We start from the raw sequence: 18,159 nt of genomic DNA, 5'->3' as shown, positions 1-18,159 counted from the left end.
ATATGAATAATAATAAATTTTTAGTTACATCTGCTTTTCCATACTCTAATGGGCCTATACATCTTGGACATATATTAGAAAATATACAAGCTGATATTTGGGTAAGATATAAAAAAATGAATAAGGAAAATATATATTTTATATGTTCTGATGATTCTCATGGAACCCCTATAATGCTAAAATCAAAAAAATTAAAAATAAATACATTATATTATATAAAAAAAATGTATTTTAATCATAAAAATAATTTTAAAAAATTTTCTATAGATCATGATAATTATTATTTAACTCATAGTTCAGAAAATAAGAGAGTAATATCTAACATTTTTAATATATTAAAAAATAAAAATCTAATAATTGAAAAAAAAATAAATCAATTATTTGACGATAATAATAAAATATTTTTACCTGATAGATTTATAATTGGTAGTTGTCCTAAATGTTTAACAAAAAATCAATATGGAGATTTATGTGAATATTGTGGATATAAATATAATTGTATAGATTTAATAAATCCTAAATCTATAATATCTAATTCTAATTTAATAATAAAAGAAACAAATCACTTATTTTTTAATTTACCTGTATTTAAAAATAATTTAATATTTTGGATAAATAGTATTAATTTACAAAAATCAGTATTAAATAAAATACATAATTGTATTGATTTAGGATTAAATATGTGGGATATATCAAGAGATTATCCTTATTTTGGATTTAAAATACCTAATTATAATAATAAATTTTTTTATGTATGGATAGATGCATTAGTTGGATATATAAGTACATTCAATAACTTATATAAATTTAATAATAATATAATTGAAAATTATTGGAGTATAAATTCAAATTCTAAAATTTATCAATTTATAGGAAAAGATATAATATATTTTCATTTATTATTATGGCCTTCTATATTAGAAGGAATAAATTTTAAAAAACCAGATAAAATAATAGTTCATGGTCATTTAAAAATTAATGGAAATAAAATGTCTAAATCTAATAATAATTTTATATCAGTAGAAAAATATCTAGAATATTTAGATTCTGATTTATTAAGATATTATTTTTCATCAAAATTATCTAATAATATAGAAGATATAAATTTTGATATTACAAATTTTGTAAATAAAATAAATAGTGATATTATAAACAAAATATTAAATCTTGCTTCTAGAAATTTTAAAATATTAGAAACTAATTTTAATTCAGTTCTTTCTAATAAAATAGATGATAATATATATAATTATTTTATAAGTAAATCTAATATTATATTTAATTTATATGAAAAATTTGAATTTAATAAAATAATAAATAATATAATTAAACTATCTAATTTAGCTAATAAATATATATCAGATAATAAACCATGGGATTTTATTATTAATAAAAAAAAAAAATCTCACATAATATGCTCAACAGGATTAAATTTATTTAAAATAATAATTACTTATTTAAAACCAATAATACCAAAAATATCAAGTTACTCAGAAGAATTATTAGGAATAAAATTAAATTTATATAATTTAGATAAACCAATTAAATCATTTCATAGAATAAATAAATTTATTTTAAAATTTAAAAAAATAAATATAAATTATGTAAATAAAATATTTAACTAATCATATTTAAAATATTTTTTTCTATATATTTTGCTACACCATCATTATCATTAGAATCTATAATTTCTAAATTACATAATTTATTTTTAAGATCATTTGATGAATTTTTCATTAAACATGATTTACCTGTAATAGATAACATATCGTAATCATTCATACCATCTCCAAATGAGATACAATTATTTAATTCTATATTTAATTTGTTTAATAAAAACTTTAATGTATTTCCTTTAGAAACATTCTTAGGATTAACTTCTAAACAAAATGGTAATGAAAAATTTACTTCTATATAATCTTTCCAATTTTTATTTAAAAATTCTTTTAAATTTGATAAAGCATTTATATTATCACTATTAAAATGAATTTTACATGAATTATTTAATATATAATTATTTTTTATAATATCGTTAATATCGTATTTTTTTACATAAAAACGATTTAATTTTGATTCAGGATTTGTTATCCATATATCATTACAAAATATATTAGTATATATTTCATCATCATTTAAATAAATATTATTTATAATTTCTAATAATACATTAGAATCTAATTTAGCATAATAAATCAAATTATTATTATAATCATGTATAACAGATCCATTAGCTGTTATATAAAATGCAGAAATACTATTCTTATTAATTAAATTAGATACATCTATATAATGTCTACCAGTAGCAATTATTAATTTAATATTAGTATTATTTAATAATTTTATTATATTATTAGTATAATCAGATATTAATCCATTAGAATTTAATAATGTACCATCTAAATCTGAAATTATTGCTTTATACATATATAAACCTTTAAATTTTAATTATTTAATTTAATTTTATATTAAATATGTAATAACTATTTAATATAAAATTAAATGATTTTTATAAATTTATTTGGTATTTCTTTTAAAAATTTTGATGGTTCAAAAAAAACAACTTTACCATATATATATTTATATTCTGAATATGTTATTATTATATTTTTTATAGCTCTAGTTAATGCAACATAAAATAATCTTCTTTCTTCTTCTAAAATAAAATTATCTATTAATGATTCTTGTGATGGAAATATTCCGTTTTCCATTCCTGATATAAAAACAGTATCAAATTCTAAACCTTTAGATGAATGTATTGTCATAAGTTGAATATTATTATTATTATTATTTTCTATATAATCTAATTTTAATAATAAGTGTGATAAAAATTCTTTAATATTTGGTTTTATATTAAAATTTTTGTTTTTATCAAAAAATTGTTTAGATGAATTTATTAATTCATTTATATTATCTGTTTTAAATAATAAATTATTATTATATTCATTAAGTTTATAAAAATTATATATTCCTGAATAATTTATTATTTTATATATTTGATCTGGTAAATCATAATCTATAATATCTTTTTTTATAAATTTAATCAAATTTACAAAATTTATTAACGAATTAATACATACTTTTTTAAAATTTTTATTATTATTTATGATATAAATTGTAGAATCCCAATATGAAATATTATTTTCTTTAGATACATTTTTTATTAATTCTAAAGTTTTATTACCAATTCTTCTTGGTGGAAAATTTACAATTTTTTCATATGCTATATTATCATTTGTATTGTCAATCAATCTTATATAAGAAATAGAATTTTTTATCTCTTGTCTATCTAAAAATTTTAATCCTCCATATATTTTATATGATAAATTATTATAAATTAAGTATTCTTCTATTATTCTTGATTTATAATTATTTCTATATAAAATAGCATAATTTTTATTACCTAAATTAGATTTAAAATCTTTATTTATAAAATTAGATATAAATTTAGATTCTTCTATTTCATTATTTGCTTTATATATATTTATTAAATTACCATAATTATTATTTGTCCATAATTTTTTATTATATATTACACTACTACTATTATTTGATATAATTGAATTAGCTACTTTTATTATATTTTTAGTAGATCTATAATTTTGATTTAAATATATAATTTCTACATTTGAAAAATCTTTTAATAGATTATTCATATTATTTATATTAGATCCTCTCCATCCATATATAGATTGATTATTATCTCCAACTATTGTAGAAGAATTACAAATATCATTATTTATTAAAATTTTTGACAAAAAATATTGAATTTTATTAATATCTTGAAATTCATCTATTAATATATTATTAAATTTATTTATACATTTATTTAAAATATCTTTATTATTTAATAAAAGTTCATATGATCTTATTAATAATTCAGAAAAATCTACTAAATTTAATTTATTACATAATTTTTGATATTTTTTATATATTTCTAATAGAATATAGTCATTATTATTTTTACATATTATATTATTTTCTCTTATAATATTTTCTTTATTACTATTTATATATTTTAAAATATAAGAACAATTATAATTTTTTTCATTCAATTTTAATAAACTAATAATATTTTTTATTATTTTTAATTGATCATAATTATTTATTATTTGAAAGTCATTAGATAAATTAGCATATTTATGATATATTTTTAATATTTTATATGAAATACTATGAAATGTTCCACTATTTATAGAATTGTTATTAGTAAATTTTTTTATTCTATTATTTATTTCATCTGAAGCTTTATTTGTAAATGTTATTGTTAATATAGAATTAGGATTTATATTTTTATTTAAAATGAACCATATTATTCTATAAATAATAACCATTGTTTTACCACTACCTGCACCAGCTAATACTAATATATTTTTTGAATTTGAACAAACTGCTTTTTTTTGATTCTCATTAAGAAATTTTAGAAAATTATTATTCATTTTATTTTAATAAATTATTAATATATTATTTAATTTAATATAATTAATTCATTTTTTTAATTAAATAGTATATACTAATTTCTATGTATTTTATATTTAATTTAATTAATTTAATATAAAGAATAAATATTATTATTTTTTTTTTTTAAAATTTTTAATATTTATTTAAAAATAAGAGTTTGATCATGGCTCAGATTGAACGCTGGCGGCAAGCTTAACACATGCAAGTCGAGCGGTAATGTAATTTTTTTACAACGAGCGGCGAACGGGTGAGTAATATCTGGGAATCTGCCTTATAAATAAGAATAACTATTGGAAACGATAGCTAATGCTTAATAATGTTATTAATTTAACCAAAGTAGGGGATTTAATTTTAGAATTAAACCTTATGTTATAAGATGAGCCCAGACGAGATTAGCTAGTAGGTAGGGTAATGGCTTACCTAGGCAATGATCTCTAGCTGGTCTGAGAGGATGATCAGCCACACTGGAACTGAGACACGGTCCAGACTCCTAAGGGAGGCAGCAGTGGGGAATATTGCACAATGGGGGAAACCCTGATGCAGCTATGCCGCGTGTGTGAAGAAGGCCTTAGGGTTGTAAAACACTTTCAGTAAGGGAAGAAATTAATATTACTAATAATAATATTAAGTGACATTACCTACAAAAGAAGCACCGGCTAACTCCGTGCCAGCAGCCGCGGTAATACGGGGGGTGCAAGCGTTAATCGGAATTATTGGGCGTAAAGGGTGAGTAGGTGGTTTTATAAGTCAAATGTGAAATCTCTAAGCTTAACTTAGAAACTGCATTTGAAACTATTTAACTAGAGTGCTATAGAGGGGAGTAGAATTCTAGGTGTAGCGGTGAAATGCGTAGATATCTAGAGGAATATCAGTGGCGAAGGCGACTCCCTGGATAGATACTGACACTGAATCACGAAAGCATGGGTAGCAAACAGGATTAGATACCCTGGTAGTCCATTGCTGTAAACTATGTCGATTTGAAGATTGTAATTATTTATAATTTTCGTAGCTAACGTGTTAAATCGACCGCCTGGGAAGTACGATCGCAAGATTAAAACTCAAATGAATTGACGGGGGCCCGCACAAGCGGTGGAGCATGTGGTTTAATTCGATACAAAGCGAAAAACCTTACCTGCTCTTGACATCCAAAGAATAAAATAGAAATATTTTAGTGTCTTTTAAAAAAAGAAGCTTTGAGACAGGTGCTGCATGGCTGTCGTCAGCTCGTGTTGTGAAATGTTGGGTTAAGTCCCGCAACGAGCGCAACCCTTATTCTTTGTTGCCATCGAGTAATGTCGGGAACTCAAAGAAAACTGCCAGTGATAAATTGGAGGAAGGAGAGGACGACGTCAAGTCATCATGGCCCTTATGAGCAGGGCTACACACGTGCTACAATGATATATACAAAGAGAAGCTATTTCGTAAGAATAAGCAAATCTCATAAAGTATATCTAAGTTCGGATTGAAGTCTGCAACTCGACTTCATGAAGCAGGAATCGCTAGTAATCGTGAATCAGCATGTCACGGTGAATACGTTCTCGGGCCTTGTACACACCGCCCGTCACACCATGGAAGTGAATTGCAAAAGAAATAAGAAAGTTTAACCTTTTATAAGGGGAACTCTTATTACCTTGTGATCCATAACTGGGGTGAAGTCGTAACAAGGTAACTGTAGGGGAACCTGTGGTTGGATTACCTCCTTTTTATAAAAAGGTGTGAAATTAATTGATTAAATATATAAAAAATTAGGTTTGTAGCTCAGTTAGGAAGAGCACACCCCTGATAAGGGTGAGGTCAATGGTTCAAATCCATTCAAACCTATTTTATAAATTAAAGAAATATTATTATTATTACTTGGAAATCCTTCTTCTGTAACATCAATTCCTATTAAACATATTAATTTATTATTATAAAATAACATGGGGATTTTATTTCTATTCCAAAATGGAATATTATTATTTTGAAATATATTTTTTAAACATTTATTATTTTTGCAGTTTTTAAATTTTATTTTTGTATTTTTTGATAAAGTATTTATTCTTATTGAAATTACTTCATTTTCGTTGTTTTTTCTTATATTATGAATTATGTATTTATTATTTTTAATTAAATAATCATATTTATTTATATTATTTATTATTAATATTCCTAATTCATAAGGAAGATAAAATTTATTTAATAAATTTTCCCATACTTTTATATATGAATTTATTATATATTTATCTTTTATACAAAATAAGTTATTTTTATATTTTCTTATATAAATAGAATTATATATATTTATATTTATATAATTTAATTTTTTATATTTAATTTCATTAGATATTTTTTTTATTATATTAAATGATGGAATTTTAATATTATTTTTTTTAATCCAATTTTTTATAATATTAAATATATAAAATTCATCTTCTTTAAATAAATTATTTATGTTTAAAGACAAATCTGAATTTATATTTTTATCTATATTTTTATTTATAAAATAATTTATAATATTATTTTTTTTATTTAAAGTTTTTATAGCTTTACTAGACGATTCAATAAAATTAGGCCATCTTTCTTCTAACTTTGATATTATTATTTTTCTTATAAAATTTCTATCAATTTTTAAATTATTATTTGTATCATCTTCTATCCAATTTAAATTAAAATATTTAGCATAAATTATTATATATTTACGAGAATAATTTAATAATGGTCTTAATATTTTCATTCCATATACATTATTATAAAATTTTATTGATCCTAAAAAATTTCTTTTTAAAGATAAAAATAATGTTTCTAAATTATCATTTTTATTATGAGCAATCATAACAATTTCATTTTTATTTAGAATACTATTAATTTCATTAAATCTTAATTTTCTAGCAGAGCATTCAATTCCATATTTTTTAATATAATTGCTACTTATTTTTATTTTTCTTACTATTAATTTTATATTTATTTTATTACATTCTTTTATACAATGTTTTTCCCAATCATTAGATTTAATACTTAAATTATGATTTATATGTATAGCTCTTATATTTATTTTAAAATCTATTTTATTAATTATATTTTTCATTATATTCAATAAAACAGTAGAATCTATACCACCACTAAATGATATAACATATGATTTTATTTTATATTTATTATATATATAATTTAATAAATTAATAATTTTATTATTAATAAGTTTAATTATTTTTATATTATTTATAATAATAGATTCATTCATAAGTTAAGTCATGTTAAAAATTATAAATTAATATATTTATTTTTTTTCTATATAACTACATATTTCACTAAATTTTTCTAACTCATTATTACTAAAAGAAGAAAACAATTCATTTAAAATAGATTTATTTTTTTCTTCAGCTATTTTTAATTTTACTATTCCCTTATCAGTAATACATACATATTTAATTCTTCTATCCTGATTACTTTGTTTTCTATTTAATAAACCATCTCTTTCTAAAGAATCTAAAACTGTAACTATAGTTCTTGATGAAAATCCCATATAATTTTTTATGTCTGTAGCACTTATCTTTTTATTGTTTATTAATTTTAATATTTTCATTTTTGATATAGATAATCCTTCATATATTAATTTTTTGTTTATTTCTTTTTTTGTTTTATTATATATTCTAGATATAGAATCAACTATATTTAATATATCTATTATTTTTTCCATAATTATATTTTTTTTATTAAAGTTTTAAATTAAATTTATATTATATATTATTATATATAAATTTAATTAAATAATTATTTATATAGATTTAAAATATTTAATAAATATTAAATATAATAGTTATCAAATTTAGAAATTTTACTATTAAACAATAATTTAATAGAACCTATAGGTCCATTTCTTTGTTTACTTATTATTATTTCTGCTATTCCTTTTAAATTACTGTTTTCATTGTAAATTTCATCTCTGTATATAAACATTATTAAATCTGCATCTTGTTCTATAGAACCAGATTCTCTTAAATCAGAATTTATAGGTCTTTTATCGTATCTTTGTTCTAAACTTCTATTAAGTTGTGATAATGCTATTATTGGTATGTTTAATTCTTTTGCTAAAGATTTTAAAGATCTAGATATTTCAGCTATTTCTAAAGTTCTATTTTCAAATGAAGATGATACTTTTATTAATTGTAAATAATCTATCATTATTAAACTTAATCCATCATTTTCTTTATATATTTTTCTAGATTTAGATTTTAATTCTGTGGGTGTAATTGTTGATGAATCATCTATATATAAATTTTTTTTATTTAATAAAATATTAACAATATTATTTATTTTATTCCAATTATCAATATTTAATTGTCCTGTTCTAATATTAATTTGATTTATTCTAGACATAGATGATAATATTTTCATTATTATTTGTTCTTCTGACATCTCTAAACTGAATATTAAAACTGGTTTATTATTATTTAAAATAATATTTTCACATAAATTTATTGCAAATGTTGTTTTACCCATTGATGGTCTAGCAGCTATTATTATTAAGTCTGAATTTTGAAATCCTAAAGTTTTTTCATCTAAATCATGATATCCTGTAGATATTCCAGTTATTTTATTATTATTACTAGAATATTCTTTTATTTTATTTATAGTATTATTTAATATTAATGATATATTCTTAGGATTATTAAATTTAATATTTCTTTTCTCAGATAATTTAAATATTTTTGATTCTACTATATCTAATATTTCTTTACTATATTTTTTTTGAGGATTATAACATAAATTTATTATTTCATAAGAAATTAATATAATTTCTCTTATTATTGATTTTTCTTTTATTATTTCTAAATATGAAACTATATTTTTTATACTAGGTATATTTTTTGATAATTCTGCTAAATAAGAAAATCCTCCAATTAAATTTAATAAATTTTTTTTTTCTAATGATTCTGATATTGTTATTAAATCAATAGGTTGTTTTATATCTATTAAATATTTCATTTCATTAAAAATTATTTTATTTTTATTATTAAAAAAATCATTTTCATTTATATATTCTATAATTTCGTCCCATTTATTATTATTTAACATTAAACCTCCTAAAACTGATTGTTCTGATTCTATAGAATGAGGTAAAATTTTTAATTCTTTTGTATTTATATTTTCAAAATTTTTAAAATTAGAAATGTTTTTTTTCATAAAATAAATAATTTATATTAATGTTATAAAATAATTATGCCCAAAGATGGAATTGAACCATCGACACATGGATCTTCAGTCCATTGCTCTACCAACTGAGCTATTTGGGCAACTATTTTTAAAATAACTTTTTATAAAATATAATATAATATATATTATATATATTAAAATCTAATATTTAATATTATACTTGTATTTTATATATATTTCATATAAATTTTTATTAATTATTATTTATTTAATAATATGATAATATTTATATTAAAATAATTTTATTAATAAATTTATTTAATAATATTTGAGGATAAATATGAAAATTCGTCCATTATATGATAAAGTTGTATTAAAAAGATTAGATATAGAATCTAAATCTTCTGGAGGTATAGTTTTAACTGGTTCTGCTGCTAATAAATCTAATAGAGGTAAGGTTTTAGCTATTGGTAGTGGAAGAGTTTTAGAAAATGGAGAGATAAAATCTCTAGATGTTAAAGTTAATGATTTAGTTATATTTAATGATGGATATGGTATAAAAAGTGAAAAAATAGATGGAGAAGAAATTTTAATACTTTCTGAAAGTGATATTCTTGCAATCATTGAATAAATATTTAAAAAATTTTAATTTTAAGAGGTATAAAAAAATGACAGCTAAAGATGTTAAATTTGGTAACGATGCTAGAACAAAAATGTTAAAAGGTGTTAATATTTTAGCTGATGCTGTAAAAGTTACTCTTGGCCCAAAAGGAAGAAATGTTGTTTTAGATAAATCTTTTGGAGCTCCAATTATAACTAAGGATGGAGTTTCTGTAGCTAGAGAAATAGAATTAGAAGATAAATTTGAAAATATGGGAGCTCAAATGGTTAAAGAAGTGGCTTCAAAAGCTAATGATTCAGCAGGAGATGGAACTACTACAGCTACATTATTAGCACAGTCTATAATTAATGAAGGATTAAAAGCAGTTGCTGCTGGAATGAATCCTATGGATATAAAAAGAGGAATAGATAAAGCAGTTATTCAAGCCGTAAATGTTTTAAAAAGTATATCTGTAGCATGTTCTGATTCCAAATCTATAGAACAAGTTGGTACAATATCTGCTAATTCTGATGAAAAAGTTGGTAAATTAATAGCAGAAGCTATGGAAAAAGTTGGTAAAGAAGGTGTTATAACTGTTGAAGAAGGATCGGGATTAGAAGATGAATTAGATGTGGTAGAAGGAATGCAATTTGATAGAGGTTATTTATCTCCTTATTTTATAAATAAACCTGAATCTGGAGTAGTTGAATTAGAAAATCCTTTTATATTATTAGTAGATAAAAAAATATCTAATATAAGAGAATTATTACCTATATTAGAAAATGTTGCTAAATCTAATAAACCTATTTTAATAATAGCTGAAGATATAGAAGGGGAAGCTTTAGCAACCTTAGTTGTTAATACAATGAGAGGAATAGTTAAAGCTGTTGCTGTTAAAGCACCAGGATTTGGTGATAGAAGAAAAGCTATGTTAGAAGATATAGCAATATTAACATCAGGATCTGTTATTTCTGAAGATATAGGATTAGAATTAGAAAAAACAAAAATAAATGATATGGGACAAGCAAAAAAAATAATAGTTAATAAAGATACAACTACTATAATAGATGGTATTGGAAGTAAAATTTCTATAGAAAAAAGAGTATCTCAAATAAGTAAACAAAAAGAAGATTCTACTTCTGATTATGATAAAGAAAAATTACAAGAAAGAATAGCTAAATTAGCTGGAGGTGTAGCTGTTATTAAAGTTGGAGCTGCTACTGAAATAGAAATGAAAGAAAAAAAATCTAGAGTTGAAGATGCTTTAAATGCTACTAGAGCAGCAGTTGAAGAAGGTGTTGTTGCTGGAGGTGGTGTAGCTTTAATAAGAGTTGCAAATAGTATAAAAAATTTAAAAGGTGATAATGAAGATCAAAATGTTGGAATAAAAGTTGCTATAAAATCTATGGAAACTCCATTAAAACAAATTGTTTCTAATGCTGGAGAAGAATCTTCTGTAATAGCAAATAATGTAAAATTAAAATCTGGTAATTATGGATATAATGCTTCTACAGAAAAATATGGAGATATGATTGATATGGGTATATTAGATCCAACAAAAGTTACACGTTCTGCTTTACAATATGCAGCTTCAATAGCTGGATTGATGATAACTACAGAATGTATGATAACAGAATTATTAAAAGATGATAATAAACAAGATATTAATTCATCAAATATGAATAATATTGGTGGAAATATGATGTAATAAATTTATCGTCTCTTTCGTCTAAAGGTTAGGACATTGCCCTTTCAAGGCAATAATAGGGGTTCGAATCCCCTAAGAGACAATATTTTATACTTATAAATAAGTAAATTAACGTATATAGTGGATGCCTTGGCAATCAGAGGCTATGAAGGACGTGCTAATCTGCGAAAAGTATCGGCTAGTTGATAAGAAACGTAACCGGTAATATCCGAATGGGGTAACCTAAATAATAGTAATATTATTTATTATTAAGTGAATAAAATAGCTTAATAAAGCTAACCAAGAAAACTGAAACATCTTAGTATCTTGAGGAAAAGAAATCAAATAGAGATTCCCTTAGTAGTGGTGAGCGAAAAGGGATTAGTCAATAGATTTTAGAATTAATAAAATATTATAAGAATGATATTGGAAAAATCAGCGAAACAAGGTGATAGCCCTGTATTTTAAAGTATTTTATTAATAATCTATAAGTAGATCGAGAAATGTTATCTTGATTGAATATAGGGGAACCATCCTCTAAGACTAAATACTACTGATTGACCGATAGTGAACTAGTACCGTGAGGGAAAGGTGAAAAGAACCCCGGATAGGGGAGTGAAATAGATCCTGAAACTGTATACGTACAAGCAGTAGGAGCATGAAGTAAAATTGTGTGACTGCGTACCTTTTGTATAATGGGTCAGCGACTTATATTTTGTAGCAAGGTTAACTTTAATAGGAAGCCGTAGGGAAACCGAGTCTTAAAAGGGCGTTTTAGTTGCAAGGTATAGACCCGAAACCCGGTGATCTAACTATGGACAGGTTGAAGATTAGGTAATACTAATTGGAGGACCGAACTGACTAATGTTGAAAAATTAGCGGATGATCTGTGGTTAGGGGTGAAAGGCCAATCAAACCGGGAGATAGCTGGTTCTCCTCGAAAGCTATTTAGGTAGCGCCTCATAAATTATTTTTTGGGGGTAGAGCACTGTTTCAATTAGGGACTTTTAGTTACCAATTTGATGCAAACTACGAATACCATAAAATTTATTATGGGAGACACACTACGAGCGATAATGTTCGTTGTGGAAAGGGAAACAACCCAGACCGAAAGCTAAGGTCCCAAAATTATGATTAAGTGGTGAACGAAGTAAAATTTCTTAAACAACTAGGATGTTGGCTTAGAAGCAGCCATCATTTAAAGAAAGCGTAATAGCTCACTAGTCTAGTTATTTTGCGCGGAAGATTTACGGGGCTAAAATCATATACCGAAGCTTCGGCAATTAATTATTTGTAATTAATTGGGTAGAGGAGCGTTCTGTAAGTCTGTGAAGATATATTGTGAAATATGTTGGAGATATCAGAAGTGCGAATGCTGACATGAGTAACGATAAAACGAGTGAAAAACTCGTTCGCCGAAAAACTAAGGGTTCCTATCCAACGTTAATCGAGGTAGGGTAAGTCGATCCTAAGATGAGGTCGAAAGGCGTAGTCGATGGATAACAGGTTAATATTCCTGTACTAATTAAATTTTATTTAAAAAAACGAAGGAAGCTAGATTTGCTAAGTGATGGTTATCTTAGTTTAAGTGTGTGGATATAATTAAAATTATATTAAGGCATGATGATTAATTATTTATAATAATTAAAAAATTGACGCTAAACTTCCTAGAAAAAATTTTTAAATCATAAAATTTAATTAATCGTACCATAAACCGACACAGGTGGTTAGGTAGAGAATACTAAGGCGTTTGAGAGAACTCGGGTAAAGGAACTAGGCAAAATAATGTCGTAACTTCGGGATAAGACATACTAATTATGAATGAAAAAAATTATATTTTATAACTTTTTAGTAGTTTAAATTAGTCTAAGATAACGGCTGGCTGCAACTGTTTATTAAAAACACAGCACTGTGCTAACATGAAAATGGATGTATACAGTGTGACGCCTGCCCGGTGCCGGAAGGTTAATTGATTAAGTTATTTTATTTAAAAAAAGCTTTTGATAGAAGCCCCGGTAAACGGCGGCCGTAACTATAACGGTCCTAAGGTAGCGAAATTCCTTGTCGGGTAAGTTCCGACCTGCACGAATGGCGTAATGATGGCCAGACTGTCTCTACCCGAGACTCAGTGAAATTGAAATTGCTGTGAAGATGCAGTATACCTGCGGCAAGACGGAAAGACCCCGTGAACCTTTACTATAGCTTGATATTGTTTATTTAAATCTAATGTGTAGAATAAGTGGGAGAATATTATTTACCAAAAGTATGTTTTATTCATCAGTGAAATACCACTCTTTATTTTTAAATAAACTAACTTTAATCCGTTATCCGGATTTAGGACAATGTCTGGTGGGTAGTTTGACTGGGGCGGTCTCCTCCTAAAAAGTAACGGAGGAGTACAAAGGTTAGCTAATTACGGTTGGAAATCGTAAGGTTAGTACAAAGGCATAAGCTAGCTTAACTGTAAGAATGACAGTTCGAACAGATGCGAAAGCAGGTCTTAGTGATCCGATGGTTCTTTATGGTATGGCCATCGCTCAACGGATAAAAGGTACTCCGGGGATAACAGGCTAATATCGCCCAAGAGTTCATATCGACGGCGGTGTTTGGCACCTCGATGTCGGCTCATCACATCCTGGGGCTGAAGAAGGTCCCAAGGGTATGGCTGTTCGCCATTTAAAGTGGTACGCGAGCTGGGTTTAGAACGTCGTGAGACAGTTCGGTCCCTATCTGCCGTAGGCGTTTGGAAGATTGAAAGGAGCTGCTCCTAGTACGAGAGGACCGGAGTGGACATACCTATTGTGTTCGGGTTGTCATGCCAATGGCATTGCCCGGTAGCTACGTATGGAAAAGATAACTACTGAAAGCATATAAGTGGGAAACTTACCTTAAGATTAATCTTCCCAGTAATATTAAAATATTACCTAAAGGGACGTTAAAGACTATGACGTTGATAGGTCAGATGTATAAGCATTGCGAAATGTTGAGCTAACTGATACTAATATCCCGTGAGTCTTATTTTATAAGTATTGAAAAGTATAATTTTATAATATAAAATTTATAAATATATATATTTGATATTCATAACGTGATGGAAACACCTGATCCCATTCCGAATTCAGAAGTGAAATATCATAGTGCCGATGGTAGTATAGATTATTCTATGTTAGAGTAGGAAAATATCATTTATATAAATAAATAGGGATGTAGATCAATGGAAGATCGCCAGTCTCCAAAACTGGATGATGGGAGTTCAAATCTCTCCATCCCTGTTTATTATTTACCTATACAAAATTTTGAAAATATTTCTGATAATATTTTTTCTGAATTATGTGTATTTTTATTTATATTTATTAAACTTAATAATTCTTTTTGAGAAAGTGAAATATTATCCGATAATATTGATATATCAAATTTATTTTCATCAATATTTAAAATATTAAATGATTTTTTTAAAATATCTATATGTCTTTTAGAAATTAGAAATTTAATTTCATTTATATTATTTAACAAAATATTAAAATTATTATTATGAATTTAACTAAACTAAAAAATAAATCAATATCTGAATTAATAAATATTGGAGAAAAAATAGAATTAGAAAATTTATCTAAAATGCATAAACAAGATATTATATTTAATATATTAAAACAACATTCTAAAAATGGAGAAGATATATTTGGAGATGGAATTTTAGAAATTATGCAAGATGGATTTGGATTTTTACGTTCAGTAAATAGTTCATATTTAGCTGGTCCTGATGATATATATATTTCTCCTAGTCAAATAAAAAAATTTAATCTAAAAACAGGAGATACTATATCTGGAAAAATAAGACCTCCAAAAGATGGAGAAAAATATTTTGCATTATTAAAAATAGATGAAATAAATTTTGATAAACCAGAAAATTATTATAATAAAATACTATTTGAAAATTTAACTCCATTACATGCAAATTCAAGATTAAAAATGGAAAAAGGTAATAATTCCATAGAAGATATAACAACAAGAATATTAGATTTATCAGCTCCTATAGGTAAAGGACAAAGAGGATTAATAGTTGCACCACCTAAAGCTGGAAAAACAATTTTATTACAAAATATAGCTAATAGTATATTATTAAATCATAATGATTGTATATTAATAGTATTATTAATAGACGAAAGACCAGAAGAAGTAACAGAAATGCAAAAAATAATAGGTAATAATAATGTTATTTCATCAACATTTGATGAACCATATTCAAGACATGTACAAGTATCTGAAATGGTTATAGAAAGAGCTAAAAGATTAGTAGAACATAAAAAAGATGTTATAATTTTGTTAGATTCTATAACAAGATTAACAAGAGCATACAATTCTATAATCCCATCTTCTGGAAGAGTATTAACAGGTGGTATAGATGTAAATGCATTAAATAGACCAAAAAAATTTTTTGGAGCTGCTAGAAATATGTATGAAGGCGGAAGTTTAACTATAATAGCTACTGCATTAATAGATACAGGTTCTAAAATGGATGAAGTAATATATGAAGAATTTAAAGGAACTGGAAATATGGAATTACATTTATCTAGAAAAATATCAGAAAAAAGAATATTTCCAGCAATAGATTATAATAGATCTGGAACTAGAAAAGAAGAATTGCTTATAGACTCTAATGAATTAAAAAAAATGTGGATATTAAGAAAAATACTTAACTCAATGAATGAAGTAGAAGTAATAGAGTTTTTAATAAATAAATTATCAATCACTAAAACAAATAATGAATTTTTTGAAATGATGAAAAAAATATAATTATATATACCTATTTTTTTTATAAAAATTTATTAATTCATTAGTTGAAGTATCGTAATTAGTTTCTTGATTTTCTAATTTTATATCTAAAATATCTATTATATTATCTAAATAATTAAAATTTAATTTTTCATTTTTAATATTGCTTATTAAAATATTTTTTAAAAAAATTCTATATTTATAAATATAAATTAAAATACCTAAATTATTAGGATTTAACTTATTTAAAAGAATAAAATTATTTGGAATAATATTTATATTATTATTAAATTCATAATTTTTTCTTTTTTTATTAAATAAAAAATTTTTTATATTATTTATATTATTATTTATAAAAAACATAGATCTAGATCTATAAAATGATTCAGAAATAAAATTATTATGATTATATTCAAATAAAAAATTATTATTTTTACAAAAAAAAATAAATTCACAATTTAAATTTTTATTATTAAGTAATGTTTTATATAAAAAATTTTGAATATATATATCTGAAGATCCTAATATTATATTTTTATAAAAACTAATATTTTTATAAAATAAATGTAAATTTATATAATAATTTATAAAATTGTTTAAATAATAATCTAAAAACATTAAATTAATTCTAAATTTAAAAAATATTAAATACCAAATATCTATTAAAGATAATAAAACTGATATATTATTATATATTTTTTTTTCATATAAAAAATTATTATTTATATTTTTAATACCTTTAATAAAATTATTAAAATTTAAATTACCTAAATATATTAACAAAATCATACTTATATAATATATAGAATTAGTATTAATATTTATATTAGTATTTATATATATAATATTATTAGTATTTATATTAAATATTCTATTTTTTAAATTTAAAGATGTTAATATAATAATATTAGTATTTATATAATTATTAATATTATCTATTTCTAGATTAATTCTATTTATTATAAAATTAATAATTTCTATTAATTTATAATCTTCATATGTATCATATGAAATTATAAAAATAGTTTTTTTTAAATTAAAATTTTTTATTATATTTATAATATCTGAATTTAAATAAGATAAATAATAAAATTTATAATTATTTACTTTATATTCTTTTAATACATTAGATATAAAATCAAATTCATATTTATATTTTAAATGACCTATATTTACTATATTTTCTATAATATTAAAAGAGTTATAAATAAGTTTATTATATAAAAAATTTATTTTATTTATTAAAATAGTATCTAAATAAAATATTTCTTTATAACTTAAATAATTATTATTTTTTAAATTTAAAAAATTAAATTTATTAAATAATTTAACTAATAAATTTATTATATTGTTATTAATAATATTTTTAGAAAAATCTATTAGTATATTTTTGTTAAATGTAATAGAAAAATTATTTTTTTTTTTATTTGTATTAAATATATATTCTGAATTATTATTTATTATTTTTTTATAAGATAATCTTAATTTATTTAAAATATTTATCTTCATA

General features: G+C 22.9%; 10 protein-coding genes, 4 tRNA genes, 3 rRNA genes and 1 pseudogene. 10 read left to right on the top strand and 8 right to left on the bottom strand.

The annotated features are described in order from the left end of the window. Positions 1 to 2 precede the first annotated feature (2 nt). Entirely contained in the window at positions 3 to 1,622 is a 1,620-nt protein-coding gene (gene metG, locus NARPIN1_RS00175) for a methionine--tRNA ligase (RefSeq protein ID WP_130579065.1), read from the top strand. On the opposite strand, the gene NARPIN1_RS00170 is transcribed toward metG, so the two are convergent. Both NARPIN1_RS00170 and NARPIN1_RS00165 read right to left on the bottom strand, forming a co-directional pair. Then, positions 1,615 to 2,421 carry a Cof-type HAD-IIB family hydrolase gene (locus NARPIN1_RS00170; RefSeq protein WP_130579063.1) on the bottom strand — a complete coding sequence of 269 codons (807 nt, stop codon included), beginning with the start codon at positions 2,419 to 2,421 and terminating at the stop codon, positions 1,615 to 1,617. The two genes, metG and NARPIN1_RS00170, sit on opposite strands and share 8 nt — an antisense overlap. A gap of 71 nt (positions 2,422 to 2,492) precedes the next feature. After that, positions 2,493 to 4,433, bottom strand: coding sequence for an ATP-dependent helicase (locus NARPIN1_RS00165; RefSeq protein ID WP_130579061.1), 1,941 nt, complete (start codon positions 4,431 to 4,433; stop codon positions 2,493 to 2,495). A 167-nt stretch (positions 4,434 to 4,600) separates the two neighbouring features. On the opposite strand from NARPIN1_RS00165, the gene NARPIN1_RS00160 reads away from it, so the two are divergent. Together NARPIN1_RS00160 and NARPIN1_RS00155 are read left to right on the top strand one after the other, a co-directional pair. Continuing rightward, positions 4,601 to 6,158: ribosomal RNA gene (locus tag NARPIN1_RS00160) — 16S ribosomal RNA — on the top strand. Between the two features lie 44 nt (positions 6,159 to 6,202). Beyond that, positions 6,203 to 6,276: transfer RNA gene (locus NARPIN1_RS00155), tRNA-Ile, on the top strand. Positions 6,277 to 6,310: 34 nt separating this feature from the next. Here the strand turns inward: NARPIN1_RS00155 and tilS are convergent. From tilS to NARPIN1_RS00135, 4 genes and pseudogenes are all read right to left on the bottom strand, one after another. Continuing rightward, a pseudogene (tilS, locus tag NARPIN1_RS01275) lies at positions 6,311 to 7,675 on the bottom strand (tRNA lysidine(34) synthetase TilS); the annotation flags it as partial. A gap of 36 nt (positions 7,676 to 7,711) precedes the next feature. Continuing rightward, positions 7,712 to 8,131, bottom strand: a complete 420-nt coding sequence (locus NARPIN1_RS00145; RefSeq protein WP_130579059.1) for a MarR family winged helix-turn-helix transcriptional regulator — start codon at positions 8,129 to 8,131, stop codon at positions 7,712 to 7,714. Positions 8,132 to 8,238: 107 nt separating this feature from the next. Beyond that, positions 8,239 to 9,630, bottom strand: a complete 1,392-nt coding sequence (gene dnaB, locus NARPIN1_RS00140; RefSeq protein WP_408063757.1) for a replicative DNA helicase — start codon at positions 9,628 to 9,630, stop codon at positions 8,239 to 8,241. A 25-nt stretch (positions 9,631 to 9,655) separates the two neighbouring features. Then, positions 9,656 to 9,728 (bottom strand) — tRNA-Phe (locus NARPIN1_RS00135). Positions 9,729 to 9,928: 200 nt separating this feature from the next. Here NARPIN1_RS00135 and NARPIN1_RS00130 point away from each other — a divergent pair. The 6 genes from NARPIN1_RS00130 (at position 9,929) to NARPIN1_RS00105 (ending at position 15,148) form a co-directional block, all read left to right on the top strand. Then, on the top strand, positions 9,929 to 10,219 hold the full coding sequence (locus tag NARPIN1_RS00130) for a co-chaperone GroES (RefSeq protein ID WP_130579055.1): 291 nt from the start codon (positions 9,929 to 9,931) through the stop codon (positions 10,217 to 10,219). A gap of 37 nt (positions 10,220 to 10,256) precedes the next feature. Beyond that, positions 10,257 to 11,897: a chaperonin GroEL gene (gene groL / locus NARPIN1_RS00125; RefSeq protein WP_130579431.1), complete on the top strand. Its 1,641-nt coding sequence runs from the start codon at positions 10,257 to 10,259 to the stop codon at positions 11,895 to 11,897. A gap of 10 nt (positions 11,898 to 11,907) precedes the next feature. Then, a tRNA-Glu gene (locus NARPIN1_RS00120) sits at positions 11,908 to 11,979 on the top strand. 15 nt (positions 11,980 to 11,994) lie between these two features. After that, positions 11,995 to 14,899, top strand: a 23S ribosomal RNA gene (locus NARPIN1_RS00115). A 50-nt stretch (positions 14,900 to 14,949) separates the two neighbouring features. Next, positions 14,950 to 15,064, top strand: a 5S ribosomal RNA gene (gene rrf, locus NARPIN1_RS00110). Positions 15,065 to 15,076: 12 nt separating this feature from the next. Further along, a tRNA-Trp gene (locus NARPIN1_RS00105) sits at positions 15,077 to 15,148 on the top strand. A gap of 4 nt (positions 15,149 to 15,152) precedes the next feature. Here the strand turns inward: NARPIN1_RS00105 and NARPIN1_RS00100 are convergent. Next, positions 15,153 to 15,389, bottom strand: a complete 237-nt coding sequence (locus NARPIN1_RS00100; RefSeq protein ID WP_130579053.1) for a hypothetical protein — start codon at positions 15,387 to 15,389, stop codon at positions 15,153 to 15,155. Positions 15,390 to 15,407: 18 nt separating this feature from the next. Here NARPIN1_RS00100 and rho point away from each other — a divergent pair, with 18 nt between their 5' ends. After that, complete coding sequence (rho, locus tag NARPIN1_RS00095) at positions 15,408 to 16,670, top strand: transcription termination factor Rho (protein ID WP_130579051.1); 1,263 nt, start codon at positions 15,408 to 15,410, stop codon at positions 16,668 to 16,670. On the opposite strand, the gene NARPIN1_RS00090 is transcribed toward rho, so the two are convergent. Beyond that, the gene (locus NARPIN1_RS00090) at positions 16,671 to 18,158 is read right to left on the bottom strand and encodes a hypothetical protein (protein WP_130579049.1); all 1,488 of its coding nucleotides are present in this window, start codon (positions 18,156 to 18,158) and stop codon (positions 16,671 to 16,673) included. It lies immediately after the preceding gene. Position 18,159: the final 1 nt, after the last annotated feature.

This window comes from endosymbiont of Pachyrhynchus infernalis, from assembly GCF_004296515.1.
GTDB lineage: Bacteria > Pseudomonadota > Gammaproteobacteria > Enterobacterales > Enterobacteriaceae > Nardonella.
Note: the sequence above shows the minus strand (reverse complement) of the source record. Positions and strands in the feature narration are given on the sequence as shown.

Excerpts from the sequence above, each read along its gene's own strand:
- metG (WP_130579065.1), top strand. The coding sequence starts at position 3 with ATGAATAATAATAAATTTTTAGTTACATCTGCTTTTCCATACTCTAAT.
- NARPIN1_RS00170 (WP_130579063.1), bottom strand. The coding sequence starts at position 2,421 with ATGTATAAAGCAATAATTTCAGATTTAGATGGTACATTATTAAATTCT.
- NARPIN1_RS00165 (WP_130579061.1), bottom strand. The coding sequence starts at position 4,433 with ATGAATAATAATTTTCTAAAATTTCTTAATGAGAATCAAAAAAAAGCA.
- NARPIN1_RS00145 (WP_130579059.1), bottom strand. The coding sequence starts at position 8,131 with ATGGAAAAAATAATAGATATATTAAATATAGTTGATTCTATATCTAGA.
- NARPIN1_RS00130 (WP_130579055.1), top strand. The coding sequence starts at position 9,929 with ATGAAAATTCGTCCATTATATGATAAAGTTGTATTAAAAAGATTAGAT.
- groL (WP_130579431.1), top strand. The coding sequence starts at position 10,257 with ATGACAGCTAAAGATGTTAAATTTGGTAACGATGCTAGAACAAAAATG.
- rho (WP_130579051.1), top strand. The coding sequence starts at position 15,408 with ATGAATTTAACTAAACTAAAAAATAAATCAATATCTGAATTAATAAAT.
- NARPIN1_RS00090 (WP_130579049.1), bottom strand. The coding sequence starts at position 18,158 with ATGAAGATAAATATTTTAAATAAATTAAGATTATCTTATAAAAAAATA.